We start from the raw sequence: 20,037 nt of genomic DNA on the forward strand, positions 1-20,037 counted from the left end.
TCGGCATGCAGCGGTGTCACCTCGACGGGGTCGTAGTCAGACAAGAGTGAGCTCCGTATCCAGGGCTTGAGCGGAAAGAAGTCTAGTGGGCTCCGCCCACCGGCCCCGAATCCTCCGCCGGGCCCGTCGGACAGAGCTGTCAGACAGAGGCGGCGAAGTCGGGCGTGCCGGTGGGCACGGTAAATCGGAACTCCGCCCCGCCCTCGGGCGCCCGCTGCACGACGATCGTGCCGCCGTGCGCCTCGACCAGGCCCTTCACGATGAACAGGCCGAGCCCGGTGCCGCCGCGGCGACGGCTGTTGCCGCCCCGCCAGAACTGCCGGAAGACGCGCGGGGCCAGCTCGGGCTCGATGCCCTCGCCCTCATCGCGGACCGACACGGCGACTCCCCATCCGACGGACTCGATCTCCATGGTGACAGTGCCGCGCCCGTGGCGCAGCGCGTTTTCTACCAGGTTACTCAGAATCTGGTCGATTTTGTCCTGGTCGAGCCACATCTCCGGCAGGTCGTCGTGGACGAGCAGCCGGAAGCGGTCCTCGGGCTCGCCGGCCGCGACGCGGCCGTCGATGATGCGGCGGGCGCGGGCGGGCAGGTCGACGACTTGGCGGCGCACCTCCAGCCGGCCGGACTCGATGCGGGAGACGTCGAGCAGCTCGGTGATGAGCCGGGTGACGCGGTCGGCGTCGTTGTTGACGGTCTCCAGCATCACGCGCTTCTGCTCGTCGGTGAAGCGGCTCCACTTGGCCAGCAGCGTGGCGGTGAAGCCCTTGACGCTGGTGAGCGGCGAGCGCAGCTCGTGGGCGACGGTCGAGACGAGGTCGGCGCGGCTGCGTTCGAGCCGGGCGCGGGCGCCGCCGTCGCGCAGGGTGATCGCGACCCGCTCGACCTCGCCGCCGCGCTCGGGCTCGCGGACGAGCCGGGCGGCGACGTACAGCTCCTGCCCGCCGGGCAGGTGCAGCGGCCGCTCGGGCACCCGGACCCGGGTGGGCAGGCCGCCCTCGGGGTCGAGCGCCTTCCACCAGTCGCGGCCGTCGTGGTCGCGGAAGGGGAAGACGTCGCTCATGTGCCGGCCGACCGCGCGCTCCATGCGGACGCCGGTGAGGCGGGCGGCGGCGCGGTTGACGGCCTGCACGCAGCCATATCGGTCGGTCACGATGAGGCCGTCGGGGAGGTCGTCGATGGCGATCGTGCACGCGGCGGCCACCACCTGCCCGTCGGTCTCTGCGCCGTGCACGACCTCGCCTCCTCCGCCTACAACGCCGACAATAGCGGGTTTCCGGCCGCCTAGGGCACTCGCTGAGCCCTGGCCGAGGAGTAAAGGCATACCGCCGCCGCGGTGGCCAGGTTGAGGCTTTCAGCCTGTCCGTAGATGGGCACTCTGACCACATCATCCGCTTCGGCGAGTATCTCCTCCGGCAACCCCCAGGCCTCGTTGCCGAAGATCCACGCGGTGGGTCCCGACAGGTCGACGTCGTCGAGCGTGTGCTTGCCCGCGCCGTCGGCCGCGAGCACGCGCAAGCCTCGCTCCTTGAGTTGACGCACGGAGGGGCCGGCGGGTGCACCGACGACGACGGGCAGATGAAAAAGGCTTCCCGCGCTGGCCCGCACGCACTTGCCGTTGTACGGGTCCACGGAGGCGTCGGTCAGCACCACGGCGTCGGCCCCGGCGGCGTCGGCCGCCCGCATCACGGTGCCGGCGTTGCCCGGGTCGCGGACGTGGGCGAGCACCGCGACCAGCTTCGGCTCGGCCGGCAACGCCCGCTCCAGCGGCACGTGCACCAGCCGGCAGACCGCGACCAGGCCCTGCGGGGTGACGGTCTGCGTCAGCTCGGCCATGACCTCGCCGCTGGCCCGGTGCACCGGCACGTCCTGGGCCGCGGCCTCGGCGACCAGCTCGGGGTGGCGCAGCTCGGCCTCGGCCGTGGTGAACAGCTCCAGGGTGACCTCCGGCAGCCGCAGCGCCTCACGGACCGCCTGCGGGCCCTCGGCCAGGAACCTGCGGTCCTGCTCGCGGAAGGCGCGCTTGGTGAGCCGCCTCGCGGCCTTCACCCGCGGCGACCTCACGTTGGTCAGCTCGGACCCGGCCATGCGTTCCCCCTGGATCGTTCGGGTACGACAAAGGGCCCACCGTGCACGGTGGGCCCCCACGAAAGAGCTCGGCGCGTCAGCTCGCGGCCGGCGCGTTCACGTTCGCCGGCAGCGCCTTCTTGGCGGCCTCGACGAGCGTGGCGAAGGTCTGGCCGTCGTTCACCGCGAGATCGGCGAGGATCTTGCGGTCGACCTCGATGCCGGCCAGGCGCAGACCCTGGATCAGGCGGTTGTAGGTCATGCCGTTCTGCCGGGCCGCCGCGTTGATCCGCTGGATCCACAGGCGGCGGAAGGCGCCCTTGCGGTCCTTGCGGTCACGGTAGGCGTAGGTCATCGAGTGGAGCATCTGCTCCTTGGCCTTGCGGTACAGCCGCGACCGCTGGCCACGGTAGCCGCTGGCCCTTTCGAGGACGACCCTGCGCTTCTTCTTGGCGTTGAGCGCCCGCTTCACGCGTGCCATGTCTAATCTCCCCGGGGAATCGCGCTACTTAGCGAGCAGCTTCTTGATCTTCTTGGTGTCGGCGTCGGAAACAACGACCTCGTTCTTGAGACGGCGCGTCAGCGTGGACGACTTCCACTCGTTGTAGTGCGCGCGGCTGGCACGGCGACGCTTGATCTTGCCGGTGCCGGTGAGCCGGAACCGCTTCTTCGCACCGCTGTGCGTCTTCATCTTCGGCATGTCGCCGTCTCTCCTCGTTTCGGTCGTGCCGGTGGCCGGGCCGGTGGTCGGCCGACCCGGTCGCGGCGTCTTTCGTCTGCCGGTGGCTGGCTCGGGGTGCTCTGTAAGGCTAACCCCAACCGGAGGTCAGGCTTCCTGTGGGGAAGTCTCCTCGTCGCCGCCACGCTGGGCCTTGGCTGCGGCCTTCTCGGCCTTGGCCTCAGCCTTCTTCTTGTGCGGACCGATCACCATGATCATGTTACGGCCGTCCTGCTTGGCGTGGGACTCCACGAAGCCGAGCTCCTGGACGTCGTCCGCGAGCCGCTGCAGCAGCCGGAAGCCGAGCTCCGGGCGGGACTGCTCGCGTCCACGGAACATGATCGTGACTTTGACCTTGTCCCCCGCCTTGAGGAACCGCACCACGTGACCCTTCTTGGTCTCGTAGTCGTGCGGGTCGATCTTCGGCCGGAGCTTGATCTCCTTGATGATCGTGTGCGCCTGATTCTTGCGCGCCTCGCGCGCCTTCATTGCGGACTCGTACTTGAACTTGCCGTAGTCCATGAGCTTGCACACGGGCGGTCGAGCCGTGGCCGCGACCTCGACCAGGTCGAGGTCGGCCTCCTGGGCGAGCTTCAGGGCATCGTGAATGGAGACGATGCCGACCTGCTCGCCGTTCGGGCCCACGAGGCGAACCTCGGGAACTCGGATACGCTCGTTGATGCGGGGCTCAGTGCTGATGGGGCCTCCTAGGTTTGCGATCCCTACGTGCTCGTCGTGCCGAAAGCTCCACGCGTTACCCCTAACGCGAAAAGCCCCGCACGTCGCGCATGCGGGGCCACTGAGCTCTTCGGCTTTCGTGGCCTTGAGCTCCCCGGAGTAGTCCGGCGTGATCCTGGACCCGGCCGCCTTCCGGCGACCCGGGTGGGAGGGAGACCTCCGCTTGCGCGTCCAGCAAAACATGCCGGACCGATCAGAGAGCTACATTACCACAACCGTCCGGCTGGCTCGAATCTTCCCGCCGGGCAAGGATTCTTGGCAAGAAGCCGGCGTCGGCCTTGCGTCGCCGGCGTCAGGCCAGGGCCGCCGCCCGCCGGCGGATCTCGGCCTCGCCGGCGGCGCGCATCGCCTCCACGGGCACGCCGGTGCGCCCGGTCATCAGCTCCACCTGGCGCACCGCCTGGTGCAGCAGCATCGCGAAGCCACCGACGACCGTGCCGCCGGCCGCCGCGACGGCCGCGGCCGCCCTGGTCGGCCAGGGCGAGTAGACCACGTCGAACAGCGCGGGCACGCCCGCCAGCCGGTCGGCGAGGACGTCGGCCGCCCCGCCCGGCAGCGTGGAGACCACCAGGTCGACCCTGATGGAGGCGTCGAGCTTGTCGAACGTCTCGACGGCCAGCGCCACGCCCAGCCGCTCGGCCACCTCGACGGTGCCGCCCGCCCGGGCCGGGTCGCGTACCAGGAGGGTGGCCGCGTGCAGGCCGAGGTTGCGCAGCGCCGCCAGCGCGGAGGCGGCCGTCGCGCCGCCGCCCAGCACGGTGGCCGAGCGCGGGGCGGGCACGCCGGCCTCGGCCAGCGCCCGCTCGATGCCGTGGACGTCGGTGTTGTCGCCGTGCCGGCCGCCGTCGCGGAACACCACCGTGTTCGCGCCGCCCACCTCGACGGCCACCCCGGAGACGGTGTCGAGCAGGGGGAGCACGGCCCGCTTGAGCGGCATCGTCAGCGACAGCCCGGCCCAGACGCCGCCCGTTCCCGGCTCGTCGGCGGGGGCCCGCGTGACGGGGCCCTGCCGGGCCGGGGTCAGCTCGCGCAGCAGCGCCGGCAGGCGCGCCTCGTCGCACTCGAACGCCTCGTAGCTCCACCCGGCCAGCCCCATCGCGCGGTAGGCGGCCCGGTGCAGGTACGGCGAGAGCGAGTGGGCGATCGGCGACCCCAGGACGGCGGCTCGCATCCGCGCTCCTTCCCCTCACGAACACGACGACCTTATCGCGGGCCCGCCGGCCTCCCGTACGACGCCGCCCACCCGCGCGCCGTCGGCGCGGGTGGGCGGTCATCACACGTAAGGGACAGCGCACGAAAGGGATAGGCCGGGCCGGGGTCAGCCGCCGCAGCCGCCGTTCCTGGCGCACTCGGCGAGCAACGCCTGCCGCTCGGCCTCGGTGGTGGCGAACTTGGTGACCTTGCTCTTCGGGTCGGTGGCCACGAAGTACAGCCACGAGCCCTTCGCCGGGTTGAGCGCGGCCTCGATGGCGTGGTCGCCGGGGTTGGAGATCGGCCCCGGGGGCAGCCCCGCGAACTTGTACGTGTTGTACGGCGACTTGGTCTCCAGCTCGGCGTGCGTCGCGTAGGTGCGGTACTTGCCGAGCGCGTACATCACCGTGCTGTCCATCGACAGGTTCATCGGCGGGTTGTGCTCCAGCCGGTTGTAGATCACGCGGGCGATCTTCGGCATGTCCTCGGCGCGGCCGGCCTCGGCCTGGATGATGCTGGCGATGACCACGATCTCCTGCGGCTTGTGCCCGAGCGCCTTGGCGCCGCCCTCCAGGTCGACCCGGTCGGCGGTCTCGTTGAAGCGGTCGACCATGGCCGCCAGCATCTGCTCGGGCGTGGTCTTCGGCTGGAAGTCGTAGGTGGCGGGGAAGACGTACCCCTCCAGCTTGCCCTTGGCGTACGCCGGCAGGTCGAGGTCGCCGGTCTGCTTGGCCGCGGTCTGGAACTCCTTGGCCGGTTTGCCGGTCTGCTCGGCGAGCCGGGCGAGGGTGTCGCTGAGCCGCAGCCCCTCGGGGAGCGTCACCCTGGCGAGCAGCTTGTTCGTGGGCGTGAGCGCGTCGACGGCGGCCGCGGCCGACATCTGCTTGCGCATCTTGTACGAGCCCGGCTGCAGCGAGCCGCTCTTGTTGGCGTTGCCGATGGCGTTGGTGAACGCCCTGGCGCTCTTGACGACGCCTTGCCGTTCCAGCTCCTCGGCCACCTCGGAGGCGCTCTGGCCCTCCTGGATCTCGATGACCACCTCTCCGGTGCCCTGACCGGTGTAGTCGTCGGGCACGAGAGCGTCATTGAGCCACATGTAGCCGAAGTAGCCGCCGCCGCCGATGATGCCGGCCAGCACGACGAAGGCGAGCAGCGGCGCGATGAAGCCGCCCCGGTTGCGACGGCGGCGGCGCCTGCGGCCGCCGCGCCCGCCGCGGGCGCGGCGACGGGACTGACCTTCGTCGTCCTCGGCGCCGAGCAGCGTGTTCAGATCGAGATCGCTCATAGGTTCGCAGGCCAATCTCCCGGTACGGCCGGTCGGGCGTCAAGCTGTTGTGCCCAACCGGCAGGCGTAGCCGAGCGGAACTGGGGGATCCGCAGGACATGTTCCCACGACCAGCGGAGATCACACTGGGTAGCCATGCTAAGGGACGGAAAGAGGACGCCTGCCCCGTTGGGGGGCTTCTGTGCGGGAACGGAGGGGGTCCCGTCGAACATCAGCTCGTCCCGAGGTTCTTGTTCAACTCTTCCCGGTATCTCACGAACTCGCTCTCTTTGTTGGTGAATTTGGTGATTCTATGCGCCGGATCCGTCGTCACAAACCAGTGCCAATCGCCCTTGGCCGGGTTGAGAGCCGCCACCAGCGCCTTCTCTCCGGGATTGGAGATGGGGGCGGGCGGCAGTCCCTTGCGGCGATAGGTGTTGTACGGAGAGTCGACCTTGGTGTCGTTCTCGGTCACCTTCAACGTCCGGCGGTTCTGCGCATACAGGACGGTGCTGTCGAGCTCCAGCGAGGTGCCCCGCTGGAGCCGGTTGTAGATGACTCTGGCGATCTTGGGGTAGTCCGCATAGGTGCCGCCCTCGGCCTCGATCACGCTGGCCACCGTGACGGCCTCCAGCGGCGTCAGGTGCACCTTGGCGGCCTGCTCGGCCAGGCTGAGCTTGGACGCCTCGGCGCCGAAGCGCTCCACCATGGCGGCCAGCACGTCCACGGCGGTGTCGGACGGCTCGATCTCGTACGTGGCCGGGAACAGGAAACCCTCCAGGCCCGGCGCGTACGAGGGCAGGCCGACCAGCGCCTTGTCCACCGACTGCAGCTCCTTCAGCGGCAGTCCGGACAGCTTGGCCACGCGCGCCAGCACCTCGGACGTGCGCATGCCCTCCGGCACCGTCACCCGCTTGACCAGCCGGGAGGCGGGGTCGAGCAGCAGGTCCAGCGCGGCGGCCGCGGCCATGCCCTTGCGCAGCCGGTAGTTCCCGGGACGCAGCCGCTCGGCGACCGCCCGGTCCTGGGCCTCGCGCACGAACGACTGGGCGCTCGCCACCACCCCGGCCTCGGCCAGCGCCGACCCGATGGCCTGCGCGCTGGAGCCCGGCGCGATCCGCACCGTCACCGCGCCCTCGCCCTTGCCGTCGAAGTCGGCGGGGCTGAGGTACGGCCGCAGCACGACGATCGCGCCGACGCCGGCCGCGACCAGCACGGCCGCCAATCCCCCGGCCACCAGCCCGACCTTCCGCACCGCCCGCCGCCGCTCCCCCGCCCCACCCGGCGAAGCTCCACCGGCGCCGGCCCCCGGCCCCCCACCGGACGCCGGACCACCGCCGTCCTCGCTGCTCACCGGCTCACCCCCGGGCGTACCGGACACCGACCCGCTTTCGGCCCCGCCGTCCGCCGCCACGCCCCATCGCGTACCGGACACCGACCCGCTTCCGGCCCCGCCGTCCGCCGCCACGCCCCATCGTGTACCGGACACCGACCCGCTTCCGGGCCCGCCGTCCGCCGCCACGCCTCTTCGCGCGTCGCGCCCCGAACCGCCGTCGGCCCCACCGCCGCCCGCACCCACGCCCTGCCCGCCTGAAACCGGCCCGACGCCCTGCCCGTCCGGGCCCGGACCGCCGTCGGACCCGCTGCCCGCCGCTCCGTCGCCCTGCCCGCCTGAAACCGGACCGACGCCCTGCCCGTCGGACACCGAGTCGCCGTGGGGTCCGCTGGCTGCCGCGCCGTCGCTCTGCCCGCCTGAAACCGGACGGACGCCCTGCCCGTCCGACACCGAGTCGCCGTGGGGTCCGCTGGCCGCCGCTCCGTCGCTCTGCCCGTCGAAGGTCGCTCCGCCCTGTCCGTCGAGGACCGCTTCGTCGCCCTGCCCGCCGGAGGCCGGGGTGCCGCCGCCGTCGGGCTCGCCGACCACGGGGCCCTCGTCATGGGCTCCATGCGACGCGGCCCCGTCCCGGCCGGCTCGCTCGGAGCCGCCGTCCTGGCTGCGGGCCGCCGCCGGCTGCCCGCCCTGGTGCTGGAGGTCACGGCCGTCGGAGGCGTGGCCGCCCGGTCCGCGCACCCGGTCAGAGGCGCGGCCAGGCAGGGCCGACGCCTCCCGAGTCGAAGCGTGCCCCGCCGACCCGGCGTCGGCCGCAGCCCTCCCGGGCGCACCGCGCCCAGCCGCGCCAGGCGAAGCCCCGCCCCGTGCCGCTCCCGCGGCCGGCTCCGGCGGAACCACCCCGGCTGCTGACGACGAAGCCGACCCGGCCGCCCCAGGCGAAGCCGTCGCGGCCGGCTCGTCCGGGCCGGTGCCGCCGGTGAGCTCGTCGTCGGACGGCTGGAACGGGATCAGGTCCCCGGCCTCGTCGTCGGACGGCTGGAACGGGATCAGGTCTCCGGCCTCGTCGCCCCCGTCGCCTCCGGGCAGGCCGTTCGGCGTCTCGTTCACGGCGCCACCACCCCGGCGCCGGCCGTGTGCCCCCGCCCCGTGAGCCGCCGGCTCATTGGGCAGGTCCGTCGGCCGCCTGAGGCGGTTCGACGGGCCTGCCTGGTGGTCTGTCGGTGGCGCGTTCGGAGTCGAGCGCGTCCTGCAGCAGCACGACGGCCGCCGCCTGGTCGACGACGCCCCGCTGCTTCTTGGCCTTGACGCCGCTGGCCCGCAGCCCGTGCTGGGCGGCGACGGTGGTCAGGCGCTCGTCGAACAGCCGCACCGGGGTCGGGGCGAGCCGGGCGGCGAGCCGCGCCGCGTAGGCGCGCGCCAGCTCGGCCGCCTGCCCCTCGCGCCCGGACAGCGACCGGGGCAGGCCGACCACGACCTCGATGGCCTCGTGCTCGGCGACGATCTCGGCGATGCGGTCGAGGTCGCCCTTGCCCCGCCGGACGGTCTCGACCGGCGTGGCCAGCATCCCCGCGGGGTCGCTGCGGGCCACGCCGACGCGTACGGAGCCGACGTCCACGCCGATCCGCGAACCGAACCTCATGTCAGCCGAGCTGCCCTGCGATGGCCTGGTCGACCAGGCGCAACGCCTCGCCGATCGCCTCCGGCCGCGTGCCACCGCCCTGCGCGACATCGTCCTTGCCGCCACCGCCACCCCCAAGCGCCTTGGCGGCGACGCCGACCAGTTGCCCGGCCTTGAGCCCCCGCTCGCGCCCCGCCTCGTTGACCGCGGCAACCACCACCGGCCGGTCGGAGGGGACACCGGCGATCACGACGACCGCCGGCCTGTCGGACGGGAACCTGCCACGCACATCAAGCGCGAGCTTACGCAGATCATCGGCGCCGGTGCCATCAGGCGCGCGGTGTGTCACGACGGAGACGCCCTGCTGGTCGCGCGCCTGCGCCACCAGCTCGCCGGCCACCGCCAGGACCTGCGCCGAGCGCAGCTTCTCCAGCTCCTTCTCGGCGGTGCGCAGCCGGGTCACGATGCCCTCGATGCGCTCGGGCAGCTCCTCGCGGCGCGCCTTGAGCTGCTCGCTGAGCTGGGCGACCAGCACGCTCTCGCGCGCCAGGAAGCGGAAGGCGTCGATGCCGACCAGCGCCTCCACGCGGCGCACGCCCGCGCCGACCGACTGCTCGCCGAGCACCTTGACCAGGCCGAGCTGGCCGGAGCTGTGCACGTGGGTGCCGCCGCAGAGCTCGCGCGAGTATTCGCCGATCTCGACCACGCGGACCTCGTCGCCGTACTTCTCGCCGAACATCGCGAGGGCGCCCATCGCGCGCGCCTCCGCCTGCGTGGTGTAGAAGGCGTTGACCTTGAGGTCGTTGATGAGCACCGCGTTGACCTCGTCCTCGACGTCGCGCAGCACGCTGGGCGGCACCGCGCCCGCCGCGGTGAAGTCGAAGCGGAAGCGGCCGGGCGAGTTCTCCGAGCCGGCCTGCGCCGCCGTCTCGCCGAGCGCGTTCTTGAAGCCGCGGTGGACGAGGTGGGTGGCGCTGTGGCTGCGCGAGATCGCGCGGCGGCGCTCGATGTCGATCTCCGCCTGGGCCTCGTCGCCGACCCGCAGCTCGCCGCTGCGGACCTTGCCGCGGTGCACGATGAGCCCGGCGAGCGGCTGCTGCACGTCGGTGATCTCCACCTCCGCGCCGCCGGTGCGGATGACGCCCTGGTCGGCGAGCTGGCCGCCGCCCTCGGCGTAGAACGGGGTGCGCGCGAGCACGACCTCGACCGTGCTGCCCGCGCCCGCCGCCGGGACGGACGCGCCGTCGACCAGGATGCCGACGACGCTGGTGTCGGCCTCGGTCTGGTCGTAGCCGAGGAACTCGACCTTGCCCGCCGCCTCCAGCACCTGACCGAACACCGAGATGTCGGCGTTGCCGGTCTTCTTCGCCGCGGCGTCGGCCTTGGCCCGCTGCCGCTGCTCTTTCATGAGCCGGCGGAAGCCCTCCTCGTCGACCTTGAGCCCCTGCTCGGAGGCCATCTCCAGGGTGAGGTCGATCGGGAAGCCGTAGGTGTCGTGAAGCTGGAACGCCTGGTCGCCGGAGATGGTGGTGCCGGACTTGCGCTTGGTCTCCTCGACCGCGACGTCGAAGATCGCGGTGCCGGTGCGCAGCGTGCCGAGGAAGCTCGCCTCCTCCGCGTCGATGACCGCGTGGATCTGCGGCGCGTCGACCCGCAGCTCGGGGTACTGCTCGCCCATGACGTTGATCGCGACGTCGGTGAGCTCGTGCATGTAGCGCTCGTCGCCGGAGCCGAGCAGGCGCAGGTTGCGCACGGAGCGGCGCAGGATGCGGCGCAGGACGTAGCCGCGGCCCTCGTTGCCGGGCAGCACGCCGTCGGCCACCAGCATGGTGCCGGTGCGCACGTGGTCGGCGACGACCCGCAGGCTGACGTCGGAGCGGTGGTCGCGCCCGTAGCGGGTCTTGGTGAGCTCGGCCGCCTTGTCGAGGATCTTGTACGTGGTGTCGATCTCGTAGATGTTGTCGACGCCCTGCAGGATCGCCGCCATGCGCTCCAGGCCCATGCCGGTGTCGATGTTCTTGGCGGGCAGCTCGCCCGCGACGTCGAAGTCGACCTTCGAGCGGACCGCGCTGAGCTGGTACTGCATGAAGACGAGGTTCCAGACCTCGAGGTAGCGGTCCTCGTCGGCGACGGGGCCGCCCTCCTTGCCGTACTCGGGGCCGCGGTCGTAGTAGATCTCCGAGCAGGGGCCGCCGGGGCCGGGCACGCCCATGTGCCAGTAGTTGTCCTCCAGGCCGCGGCGCTGGATGCGGCTCTCCGGCAGGCCGACCTTGTTGCGCCAGACCTCGTACGCCTCGTCGTCCTCGAGGTAGACCGTCGCCCACAGCTTGTCCTCGGGGAAGCCGAAGCCGCCGTCGGACTCCGAGCGCGTCAGCAGCTCCCACGCGAACGGGATCACCTCGGACTTGAAGTAGTCGCCGAAGGAGAAGTTGCCGAGCATCTGGAAGAACGTCGCGTGCCTGGTGGTCTTGCCGACCTCGTCGATGTCGGGGGTGCGCACGCACTTCTGCGCGGTGGCCAGCCGGGACGCCGGAGGCTTACGCTGCCCCAGGAAGTACGGCTTGAACGGCACCATACCGGCAGGAACCAGGAGAAGCGTGGGGTCCTCAGCGATCAGGCTGGCCGAGGGCACTACCTTGTGCCCACGCTCCTCGAAGAAGCGCAGGAAGCGGCGGGCGATCTCTGCCGACTCCATGGTGGCCATCCTTTGCGTTAGTCAGTCGTTTCGTGTCGGGACGAATCAGCGGGTGGTGTCTTCAGCCTGGTCGAGCCCGAAGCGCGCCCGCAACTCGGTTTCGCGCGCCGCGGCCTCGCCGAGCGCGTCCGAGGTAAAGTCTCTCACCCGCTGGAGCATGCCCGCCGCGCCGGCGGCGGTGCGGCGGGCGACGTGGTCGGGGTGCAGCGCCTGGAGCCGGCGCATCACCCAGAAGGCGAGGAACGCGCCGAGCGACAGGTAGAACAGCCGGCGGATCACTTGACGACCCCTCTCGGCCGCCCGCGCCTGCGCCGCACCGCCCCGGAGGCGGGGCGGCGGGCCTCGATCGCGCGGCGCACGCCGAAGCTCAGCGACGACACCTTGATCAGCGGGCCGGTGAGCATCGTGTCGGTGACCGCGCTGAGCCGCGCCGCGTGCCCGCTGACCTGCTTGACGTCCTTGGCGATGGCCTCGACGGCCATGAGCTGCCGGTTGGTCTCGTTGACGGTGACGCTGACGTCGTCGAGCAGCGGCGTCAGGCGGTTGTTCAGGTCGGCGACCGCCTTGGTGGTCTCCTTGAGCAGCCGGGCGAGCTTGACGAGCACCATGGCCAGAACGCAGACCAGGACAATCCAGCCCGTGGCAGCGATCAGCCCGGCGACCTCTCCAGCGGTTAGCATCCGCTCATCTCCCTTTTGCGCTGGGCCGGAACGGCAAGACCCTATCGCGTCCCGCCGACAAGGTTGGTGAGGTGAGCGCGGCCGGTGTCAGGAGCCGCCTCAGGAGCCGCCGCGCAGGAAATCGCGGATCTTGGCCCAGCGCTCCGCGATCGGGCCCTCGGCGCCGTGCCTGGTCGGCTCGTAGTAGCGGCGCTCGCGCACCTGCTCGGGCGCGTAGTCCTGGCGGACCAGCCCGTGCTCGAAGTCGTGCGGGTACTTGTAGCCGTCGCCGTGGCCGAGCTTGGCCGCCCCGGCGTAGTGGGCGTCGCGCAGGTGGCCGGGCACCTGGCCGATGAGCCCCTTGCGGACGTCGCCGACCGCCGCGCCGATGGCCTTGACGACCGCGTTGGACTTGGGCGCCAGCGCGCAGTGGATGACGGCGTGGGCGAGGTTGATCTGGCCCTCGGGCAGGCCGATGAGCTGCACGGCCTGGGCGGCGGCGACGGCGGTCTGCAGGCAGGTGGGGTCGGCCAGGCCGACGTCCTCGCTGGCGAAGATGACGATGCGGCGGGCGATGAAGCGCGGGTCCTCCCCCGCCTCGATCATCCGGGCGAGGTAGTGGAGCGCGGCGTCGGCGTCGGAGCCGCGCATCGACTTGATGAACGCGCTGATCACGTCGTAGTGCTGGTCGCCCTGCCGGTCGTAGCGCACGGCGGCCTTGTCGACGGCCTTCTCCACGACCTCCACGGTGATGTCCTCGGCCAGCAGCGCGGCCGCCTCCAGGTACGTCAGCGACCGGCGCGCGTCGCCGCCCGCGAGGCGGACCAGGTGCTCCAGCGCCTCGGGGGCGAGCCGGTGCCGCCCGCCGAGCCCGCGCGGGTCGGCCACCGCCCGCTCCAGCACGGCGCGGACGTCGTCGTCGGACAGGGACTCCAGGGTGAGCAGCAGCGAGCGCGACAGCAGCGGGGAGATGACGGAGAAGAACGGGTTCTCGGTGGTGGCGCCGATGAAGGTGACCCAGCGGTTCTCCACGGCGGGCAGCAGGGCGTCCTGCTGGGCCTTGTTGAAGCGGTGCACCTCGTCGACGAACAGCACGGTCTGGCGGCCGGTCATGCCCAGCTCGCGGCGGGCGTTGTCGATGGCCGCGCGCACGTCCTTGACCCCGGCGGAGACGGCGGAGATCTCGACGAAGCGGCGCTTGGTGACGTTGGAGACGACGTAGGCGAGCGTGGTCTTGCCGGTGCCGGGCGGCCCCCACAGGAACAGCGACATGGGGGCCTCGCTCTCGACCAGGCGGCGCAGCGGGGTGCCGGAGCCGAGCAGGTGGCGCTGGCCGATCACCTCGTCGAGGGTGCGCGGGCGCATGCGCACCGCGAGGGGCTGCGGGGTGGCGTCCTCGGCGGCCGAGTCGAACAGGCTATCCACAACGCGAGATTACATGCCCCATACGGCCCTCGCGCCCGAGTCGCCGGCCAGGAAGCAGAAGACGCCGGCCACGGCCGCCAGCACGAGCGTCAGCCCGGCCAGGGTGAGGGAGACGGGCCGGCCGAAGCGGTCGCGGCCGACGGAGTCGCGGGCCGGGCGGGTGGCGTACACGAGCAGAAGCGTGGCGGCGCCCAGGCCGAGCGCCGACAGCAGGAGCGGGTCCGCGTAGCTCTCGTGGGCGGAGATGCGCTCGCCGAGCTGCCCGCCGGCGGTGGCGAAGCGGGCCTCCTTGAGGCGCTCGCCGCTCTCCTTGGCCGCGAGCACGGCGCCGGGCGAGGCCAGCGCCAGCAGCACCGCGGCCCACCCCGTGTACGCCCGCCAGCGCGGCACCAGCGCGTACGCCGCCGAGACCGCGGCGAGCAGCGGCGTCAGCACGACCGCGAAGTGGATGACGAGCGCGTGGGCCGGCAGGCCCAGGATCTGGTCGAACATGGCGGCTCCTTAGTGCTCATTTCAACTACGCCCGGGAGCACGATAAGGTTCACGACCTCATACGTCGCACCTCACGGCTTTCGCCACTTACGTCCGGCACATACCGAGGGCCGGTAGCATGCGCGGAGTTGTTTGGTCATGTGTCGGCAAAGATGAAGGAGACGAGCGGTGAGCGGCGAAGACCGCAAGAGCGACCTCGCGCGGGAGCACAAGGAGCGGCAGGAGAAGCGCGCGGCCTCCGACCAGTCCTCCAAGGCGAAGCGGAACACCTTCATCGGCGCGGGCGTGGCTGTGGTCGTGGTGGCCGGCGGCATCTTCGCCGCGACCACCCTGGGCGGGAACGACGGCTCGGACGCGGCCGCGGCGCAGAGCACGCCGTCGTCCTCGCCGTCGGCGTCGGCGTCGGCCTCGGTGCCGATCGCGCCCTCGGCCACGGCCAAGGCGGGGCCGGTGTCGTGCACGTACAAGCGTGACGACTCGGTGCCGAACAAGTTCGTGGGGCTGCCGGGCAAGAAGCCCAACACGAAGCTGAAGAAGATGACGATCAACTTCAACCGCGGCAAGGTCGTCGTCGACCTGATGACCGACGCGGCTCCGTGCACGGTCAACGCGCTCAGCTTCCTCAACAAGAAGCACTTCTACGACAACATGAAGTGCCACCGCCTGGTCACCCCCGACGTGGCCGGCGTGCACCTGCTGCAGTGCGGCGACCCGCAGGCCAAGGCCGACGGCAAGAACCCGACCGACGGCCAGGGCACGGCGGGCTTCGTCTACGGCGACGAGAACACCGAGATCCCGCCGGTCAAGGGCGTGGTGTTCATGTCCCAGCCGGGCGACTCCATGGGGCAGAACAACAGCCAGTTCGTCTTCTCCCTGTCGGACGAGAACGCGCAGATCGGCGCCGGCTTCTCCACCGTGGGCGTGGTCAGCGAGGGCCTGGACATGCTGATCGGCCTGGCCAAGAGCGGTCAGGACCTCATCGTCAACGAGGCCGACATCACCGGCGACGGCGGCACCACCGCCCCCAAGAACCCGGTGATCATCAAGAGCATCACGTTCTCCTGACGCGGGAGGAACGGCGGAAGCCGGCAGGGCGGGCGCCCTGCCGGCTTCTCACGTCCGGGGCGGATCAGTCCTTGCGCGGCGGGGCGTCGACGCCCGCCTCCTTGCGCTGGTCGGCGGTGATGGGGGTGGGCGCGCCGGTCAGCGGGTCGAAGCCGGAGGCCGTCTTCGGGAAGGCGATGACGTCGCGGATGGAGTCGCCGCCCGACAGCAGCATGCAGATGCGGTCCCAGCCGTAGGCGATGCCGCCGTGCGGCGGCGGGCCGTACTTGAACGCCTCCAGCAGGAAGCCGAACTTGCTCTCGGCCTCCTCCTTGGAGATGCCGAGCACGTCGAAGACGCGCTGCTGCATCTCGGCCCGGTGGATACGGATCGAGCCGCCGCCGATCTCCATGCCGTTGCAGACCATGTCGTAGGCGTAGGCCAGCGCCTCGCCCGGGTGGTCCTGGAAGTTGTCGGCCCACTCCGGCTTGGGGCCGGTGAACGGGTGGTGCACGGCCGTCCAGCCGCCCTCGCCGCCGGATTCGTCGGACACGGGCTCGAACATGGGGGCGTCGACCACCCACAGGAACGACCACTGCGACTCGTCGATGAGGCCGCAGCGGCGGCCGATCTCCAGCCGGGCCGCGCCGAGCAGGTCGCGCGAGGCGTTCCTGGCGCCGGCCGCGAAGAAGATCGCGTCACCGGGGGCGGCGCCGACCTCGGCGGCCAGGCCGGACAGCTCCTGCTCCGACAGGTTCTTGGCGACCGGGCCGCCGAGCGTGCCGTCCTCCTGCACCAGCACGTAGGCCAGGCCCTTGGCGCCGCGCGAGCGGGCCCACTCCTGCCAGCCGTCGAGCTCCTTGCGGGTCTGCGAGGCGCCGCCCGGCATGACGACCGCGCCGACGTAGTCGGCCTGGAAGACGCGGAAGGAGGTGGCCGAGAAGTAGCCGGTCATCTCCACCAGCTCCTGGCCGAAGCGCAGGTCCGGCTTGTCGGAGCCGTAGCGGGCCATGGCCTCGGCGTACGTCATGCGCGGCAGCGGCGTGGGCAGCTCGTAGCCGGCGATCTCCCGCCACAGCCGGCCGATCAGCGTCTCGCCGACCGCGATGACGTCCTCCTGGTCGACGAAGGACATCTCGACGTCGATCTGGGTGAACTCCGGCTGCCGGTCGGCCCGCAGGTCCTCGTCGCGGTAGCACTTGGCGAGCTGGTAGTAGCGCTCGAGCCCGGCCACCTGGAGGAGCTGCTTGAACAGCTGCGGCGACTGCGGCAGGGCGTACCAGTTGCCGGGCTGCAGGCGCACCGGCACCAGGAAGTCGCGGGCGCCCTCGGGCGTGGAGCGGGTCAGCGTGGGCGTCTCGACGTAGACGAAGCCGAGCTCGCTCATGACCTCGTTGGCGAGGTAGGTGGCCTTGGAGCGCACCCGCATGGCGTTGGCCACCCGCTCGCGGCGGATGTCGAGGTAGCGGTACTTCAGCCGCGCCTCCTCCGACACCCCCACGTTGCCCTCGATCGGGAACGGCAGCGGCGCCGACTCGCTCAGCACCTCGACGGCGTCGGCGACGACCTCGATCCTCCCGGTGGGCAGCTCGGGGTTCTCGTTGCCCTCCGGGCGCAGGCGCACCTCGCCGACGACCTTCACGCAGTACTCGGCGCGCAGGTCGTGGGCGTGGTCCTCCTCGCGGAAGACCACCTGCGCCGAGCCGGAGGCGTCACGCAGGTCGATGAAGACCACGCCGCCATGGTCGCGGCGGCGGGCCACCCAGCCCGCGAGCGTCACCTTCTGCCCGGCGTGCTCCTCGCGGAGCGACCCGGCCGTATGCGTGCGGATCACTGCAACTTCCCCTTCAAGACGTCCACGACCTGGGCCAGCGGCACCTCGGTCTGGTCTGCTGTGGTCAGGTCCTTCACCTGCACGGCCCGGGCCGCGAGGTCGCGCTCGCCCAGGATCAGCGCGAAGCGGGCGCCGGAACGGCCGGCCCCCTTCATCGCGCCCTTGAGCCCCTTGCCGCCGAAGGCCATGTCGGCGGCGACGCCCGCCGCGCGCAGCTCGCTCACGAGAGCGAACATGGCGCGCGCCGCTTCGTCGCCCAGCGCCACACCGTACACCTCGCAGCGGGCGGGGGTGGCGAGCTCGATGCCCTCGCGCTCCAGGGCGATGACGGTGCGGTCGAGGCCGAGGCCGAAGCCGATGCCGGGCAGCGGCGGGCCGCCGATGGCCTCCGACAGGCCGTCGTAGCGGCCGCCGCCGCCGATGCCGGACTGGGCGCCGAGCAGCGGGTGGTCGAACTCGAACGTGGTGCGCGTGTAGTAGTCGAGGCCGCGCACCAGCCGCGGGGAGTCCTCCCACGGGATGCCGAGGTCGGCCAGGAGCTGCTTGACCCGGTCGTGGTAGGACTTGCACTCGGCGCACAGGTGGTCGCCGATCAGCGGCGCGCCCTCGAGCTGCCGCACCACCTCGGGCCGCTTGTCGTCGAGCACCCGCAGCGGGTTGATCTCGATGCGGGCTCGGGTGGCCTCGTCGAGGTCGAGCGCGCGCAGGAACTCCTGCAGCCGGGCGCGGTAGAGCGGGCGGCACTCGCGGCAGCCGAGCGAGTTGAGCAGCAGGCGCACGCGGGTGAGGCCGAGCGCGGAGTACCACTGCCAGGCCAGCGCGATGGTCTCGGCGTCGACGGCGGGGTCCTCGCTGCCGATCGCCTCCAGGTCGAGCTGGTAGAACTGGCGGTAGCGGCCCTCCTGCGGTGCCTCGGCGCGGAAGACCGGCCCGTCGGTCCACACCTTCACCGGGAGCTGGCCGCGGTGCAGGCCGTACTCCAGGACCGCGCGCAGCACGCCGGCGGTGAACTCCGGGCGCAGCGTCAGCGAACGGCCGCCGCGGTCGGTGAAGGTGTACATCTCCTTGCTGACGACGTCGGTGGACTCGCCGACGCCGCGGGCGAACAACTGGGTGTCCTCGAAGACCGCGGTCTCCAGGTAGGAGTAGCCCGCGCGCCTGGCCGTCTCCGCGAACGCGGCGCGGATCGCGTAGAAGACGGACGCCTGCGGCGGGACGTACTCCTTGACGCCCTTCGGTGCTTGGAAGCTCATTAGATCCCTCGTGTGGGACCGGCGTGCGGCGCTGCTTCCTTCAGGTACGGGTTGGTCACGCGCTCGCGGCCGATCGTGGTCTGTGGTCCGTGGCCCGGCAACACGACCGTATCGTCAGGCAGCGGCAGGCACTTGGTAGCCAGACTGCGCAGGAGGGTCGGGTAGTCGCCGCCGGGGAGGTCGCTGCGGCCGATGGAGCCGGCGAACAGCAGGTCGCCGGAGAACATGACCTGCTCGCCGGGCAGCCGGAAGCTCACCGACCCCCTGGTATGGCCGGGCGTGTGGTCCACGACGAGCTCCAGGCCGGCCAGCTCCAGCAGGGCGCCGTCGGTCAGCTCGCGCACGTCGCCGGGCTCGGTGAGGGTGATGCCGCCGAACAGCGAGGCGCTGTCGGCGGACCAGCCGGCGGCCGGGTCGCTCAGCAGGTGGCGGTCCTCGGGGTGGATCCAGGCGGGCACGTCGCGCGCGCCGCAGACCGGGGCGACGGACCAGACGTGGTCGAGGTGGCCGTGGGTGAGCACGACGGCGACCGGCTTGAGCCGGTGCTCGCGCAGCAGGTCGTCGACGCCCTGGACGGCTTCCTGGCCCGGGTCGACGATCACGCACTCCTCGCCGGCCGCGGGCGCGACGACGTAACAATTGGTCTGGAAGGCCCCTGCGGGGAAGCCGGCGATGAGCATCTGCCTCAGGTGATCTCGTCGAAAAGCCAATGGGAATGTAACCGAAGGGTACCGGTGCGGGTCGCCGGGCTGCGAATCATTACCCGTTGGCCGATACGATTCGCCCACCTTGGTTGATTGACTATGGGAGGCAAAGCGGTGGCCACGGGGAAGGACCGGCAGAAGCAGCTGGCACGCGAGCACTACGAGCGGCAGATGCAGCGCCGCATCGAACGCGAGCAGAAGGCCAAGCGCACGGCGATCATCGGCTCCACCGTGGGCGTGGTGATCGTGGTCGGCGGAATCGTGGCCGCGGTCGCGCTCCTCGGCGGCGAGGACACGGGCACGGAGGCCGCGGCCTCGCCGACGGCCTCGGCCGCCGAGACGGCCTCGGCCTCGGCCAGCACGGGGCCGAAGCCGTACAACGCGGCGACGGGCACCTGCGACTACGTCAAGGACGCCAGCGGCGGCCAGGTCAAGGACGTCGGCATGCCGCCGGCGAAGGTGAAGACCACGCCCGCCAAGAAGACGATGACGATGAAGACCAACCTGGGCGACATCGTGGTCGAGCTCGACAACGCCAAGGCTCCCTGCACCACCAACTCCCTGGAGTTCCTGGCGAAGAAGAAGTACTACGACGGCAGCAAGTGCCACCGCCTGGGCAGCGCCAAGTTCCCGATGCTGCAGTGCGGCGACCCGACGGCCAAGGCCGACGGCAAGAGCCAGGACGGCTCGGGCGGCCCCGGCTACGTGATGGCCGAGGAGAACCTCCAGGGCGCCAAGTACACCCGCGGCGTCATGGCGATGGCCAAGACCTCCGCGCCGGGCAGCACCGGGAGCCAGTTCTTCCTGGTGTACGGCGACATCGGGCTCACCCCGGACTACACGCCGGTGGGTACGATCACGAAGGGGCTCGACATCCTGGACAAGGTGAACAAAGCAGGCGTCATCGCCGACATGGGCGACGGGACGGGCGCTCCCAAGGAAACCGTGGAAATCAAAGACGTGACAATCGCCGGCAAGAGCTGACGTAATACAAACTAGGGA

Annotated in this window: 19 protein-coding genes; 2 read left to right on the top strand and 17 right to left on the bottom strand. The window is 71.4% G+C overall.

The genetic code is table 11. From position 1 onward, the window contains the following. Nucleotides 1–139: 139 nt before the first annotated feature. The 14 genes from MF672_RS23215 to MF672_RS23280 form a co-directional block, all read right to left on the bottom strand. Complete coding sequence (locus MF672_RS23215; RefSeq protein WP_242371416.1) at nt 140–1,234, bottom strand: sensor histidine kinase; 1,095 nt, start codon at nt 1,232–1,234, stop codon at nt 140–142. Nucleotides 1,235–1,284: 50 nt separating this feature from the next. Continuing rightward, nucleotides 1,285–2,088 (bottom strand): TrmH family RNA methyltransferase, encoded by an 804-nt coding sequence (locus MF672_RS23220; RefSeq protein ID WP_242371414.1) that lies wholly within the window; start codon nt 2,086–2,088, stop codon nt 1,285–1,287. Between the two features lie 76 nt (nt 2,089–2,164). Next, nucleotides 2,165–2,548 carry a 50S ribosomal protein L20 gene (gene rplT, locus MF672_RS23225; protein WP_020547116.1) on the bottom strand — a complete coding sequence of 128 codons (384 nt, stop codon included), beginning with the start codon at nt 2,546–2,548 and terminating at the stop codon, nt 2,165–2,167. Between the two features lie 24 nt (nt 2,549–2,572). Then, nucleotides 2,573–2,767, bottom strand: coding sequence for a 50S ribosomal protein L35 (rpmI, locus tag MF672_RS23230; RefSeq protein WP_242371412.1), 195 nt, complete (start codon nt 2,765–2,767; stop codon nt 2,573–2,575). A 126-nt stretch (nt 2,768–2,893) separates the two neighbouring features. Next, the gene (infC, locus tag MF672_RS23235) at nt 2,894–3,505 is read right to left on the bottom strand and encodes a translation initiation factor IF-3 (protein ID WP_328517127.1); all 612 of its coding nucleotides are present in this window, start codon (nt 3,503–3,505) and stop codon (nt 2,894–2,896) included. Between the two features lie 310 nt (nt 3,506–3,815). Beyond that, complete coding sequence (locus MF672_RS23240; RefSeq protein WP_242371408.1) at nt 3,816–4,694, bottom strand: shikimate dehydrogenase; 879 nt, start codon at nt 4,692–4,694, stop codon at nt 3,816–3,818. A gap of 147 nt (nt 4,695–4,841) precedes the next feature. Continuing rightward, nucleotides 4,842–5,999 (bottom strand): endolytic transglycosylase MltG, encoded by a 1,158-nt coding sequence (gene mltG / locus MF672_RS23245; RefSeq protein ID WP_242371406.1) that lies wholly within the window; start codon nt 5,997–5,999, stop codon nt 4,842–4,844. A gap of 211 nt (nt 6,000–6,210) precedes the next feature. Then, nucleotides 6,211–7,233 (bottom strand): endolytic transglycosylase MltG, encoded by a 1,023-nt coding sequence (gene mltG / locus MF672_RS23250; protein WP_242371404.1) that lies wholly within the window; start codon nt 7,231–7,233, stop codon nt 6,211–6,213. Nucleotides 7,234–8,470: 1,237 nt separating this feature from the next. Beyond that, entirely contained in the window at nt 8,471–8,950 is a 480-nt protein-coding gene (ruvX, locus tag MF672_RS23255; RefSeq protein ID WP_242371402.1) for a Holliday junction resolvase RuvX, read from the bottom strand. 1 nt (nt 8,951) lies between these two features. Continuing rightward, entirely contained in the window at nt 8,952–11,624 is a 2,673-nt protein-coding gene (gene alaS / locus MF672_RS23260) for an alanine--tRNA ligase (protein ID WP_242371400.1), read from the bottom strand. Nucleotides 11,625–11,669: 45 nt separating this feature from the next. Then, nucleotides 11,670–11,903, bottom strand: coding sequence for a hypothetical protein (locus MF672_RS23265; RefSeq protein WP_242371398.1), 234 nt, complete (start codon nt 11,901–11,903; stop codon nt 11,670–11,672). Beyond that, entirely contained in the window at nt 11,900–12,304 is a 405-nt protein-coding gene (locus MF672_RS23270) for a DUF948 domain-containing protein (RefSeq protein WP_242371397.1), read from the bottom strand. Before MF672_RS23270 ends, MF672_RS23265 begins: the two co-directional genes overlap by 4 nt. A gap of 99 nt (nt 12,305–12,403) precedes the next feature. After that, complete coding sequence (locus tag MF672_RS23275; protein WP_242371395.1) at nt 12,404–13,708, bottom strand: replication-associated recombination protein A; 1,305 nt, start codon at nt 13,706–13,708, stop codon at nt 12,404–12,406. Between the two features lie 9 nt (nt 13,709–13,717). Beyond that, nucleotides 13,718–14,200: a DUF2231 domain-containing protein gene (locus MF672_RS23280; RefSeq protein WP_242371393.1), complete on the bottom strand. Its 483-nt coding sequence runs from the start codon at nt 14,198–14,200 to the stop codon at nt 13,718–13,720. 168 nt (nt 14,201–14,368) lie between these two features. Between MF672_RS23280 and MF672_RS23285 the strand changes: the two genes are divergently transcribed. Beyond that, nucleotides 14,369–15,265, top strand: a complete 897-nt coding sequence (locus MF672_RS23285; protein WP_242371392.1) for a peptidylprolyl isomerase — start codon at nt 14,369–14,371, stop codon at nt 15,263–15,265. A 64-nt stretch (nt 15,266–15,329) separates the two neighbouring features. Here the strand turns inward: MF672_RS23285 and aspS are convergent, their stop codons facing one another. Genes aspS through MF672_RS23300 form a run of 3 tightly spaced genes read right to left on the bottom strand, consistent with a single transcriptional unit; the run spans nt 15,330 to nt 19,011 of the window. Next, nucleotides 15,330–17,078 carry an aspartate--tRNA ligase gene (gene aspS / locus MF672_RS23290; protein ID WP_242371390.1) on the bottom strand — a complete coding sequence of 583 codons (1,749 nt, stop codon included), beginning with the start codon at nt 17,076–17,078 and terminating at the stop codon, nt 15,330–15,332. Beyond that, nucleotides 17,075–18,331 (bottom strand): histidine--tRNA ligase, encoded by a 1,257-nt coding sequence (hisS, locus tag MF672_RS23295; protein ID WP_242371387.1) that lies wholly within the window; start codon nt 18,329–18,331, stop codon nt 17,075–17,077. Before hisS ends, aspS begins: the two co-directional genes overlap by 4 nt. Next, nucleotides 18,331–19,011 (bottom strand): MBL fold metallo-hydrolase, encoded by a 681-nt coding sequence (locus MF672_RS23300; RefSeq protein ID WP_242371385.1) that lies wholly within the window; start codon nt 19,009–19,011, stop codon nt 18,331–18,333. The genes hisS and MF672_RS23300 overlap by 1 nt, the downstream gene beginning before the upstream one ends. Before the next feature lie 138 nt (nt 19,012–19,149). On the opposite strand from MF672_RS23300, the gene MF672_RS23305 reads away from it, so the two are divergent. Continuing rightward, nucleotides 19,150–20,019 (top strand): peptidylprolyl isomerase, encoded by an 870-nt coding sequence (locus MF672_RS23305; RefSeq protein WP_308210512.1) that lies wholly within the window; start codon nt 19,150–19,152, stop codon nt 20,017–20,019. The last annotated feature ends 18 nt before the right edge of the window (nt 20,020–20,037 follow it).

This window comes from Actinomadura luzonensis (assembly GCF_022664455.2).
GTDB lineage: Bacteria > Actinomycetota > Actinomycetes > Streptosporangiales > Streptosporangiaceae > Nonomuraea > Nonomuraea luzonensis.

Bases quoted from the DNA above. Each gene is read 5' to 3' on its own strand.
- MF672_RS23220 (WP_242371414.1), bottom strand. From the start codon at position 2,088: ATGGCCGGGTCCGAGCTGACCAACGTGAGGTCGCCGCGGGTGAAGGCC.
- rplT (WP_020547116.1), bottom strand. From the start codon at position 2,548: ATGGCACGCGTGAAGCGGGCGCTCAACGCCAAGAAGAAGCGCAGGGTC.
- rpmI (WP_242371412.1), bottom strand. From the start codon at position 2,767: ATGCCGAAGATGAAGACGCACAGCGGTGCGAAGAAGCGGTTCCGGCTC.
- MF672_RS23240 (WP_242371408.1), bottom strand. From the start codon at position 4,694: ATGCGAGCCGCCGTCCTGGGGTCGCCGATCGCCCACTCGCTCTCGCCG.
- mltG (WP_242371406.1), bottom strand. From the start codon at position 5,999: ATGAGCGATCTCGATCTGAACACGCTGCTCGGCGCCGAGGACGACGAA.
- ruvX (WP_242371402.1), bottom strand. From the start codon at position 8,950: ATGAGGTTCGGTTCGCGGATCGGCGTGGACGTCGGCTCCGTACGCGTC.
- alaS (WP_242371400.1), bottom strand. From the start codon at position 11,624: ATGGAGTCGGCAGAGATCGCCCGCCGCTTCCTGCGCTTCTTCGAGGAG.
- MF672_RS23270 (WP_242371397.1), bottom strand. From the start codon at position 12,304: ATGCTAACCGCTGGAGAGGTCGCCGGGCTGATCGCTGCCACGGGCTGG.
- MF672_RS23280 (WP_242371393.1), bottom strand. From the start codon at position 14,200: ATGTTCGACCAGATCCTGGGCCTGCCGGCCCACGCGCTCGTCATCCAC.
- hisS (WP_242371387.1), bottom strand. From the start codon at position 18,331: ATGAGCTTCCAAGCACCGAAGGGCGTCAAGGAGTACGTCCCGCCGCAG.
- MF672_RS23300 (WP_242371385.1), bottom strand. From the start codon at position 19,011: ATGCTCATCGCCGGCTTCCCCGCAGGGGCCTTCCAGACCAATTGTTAC.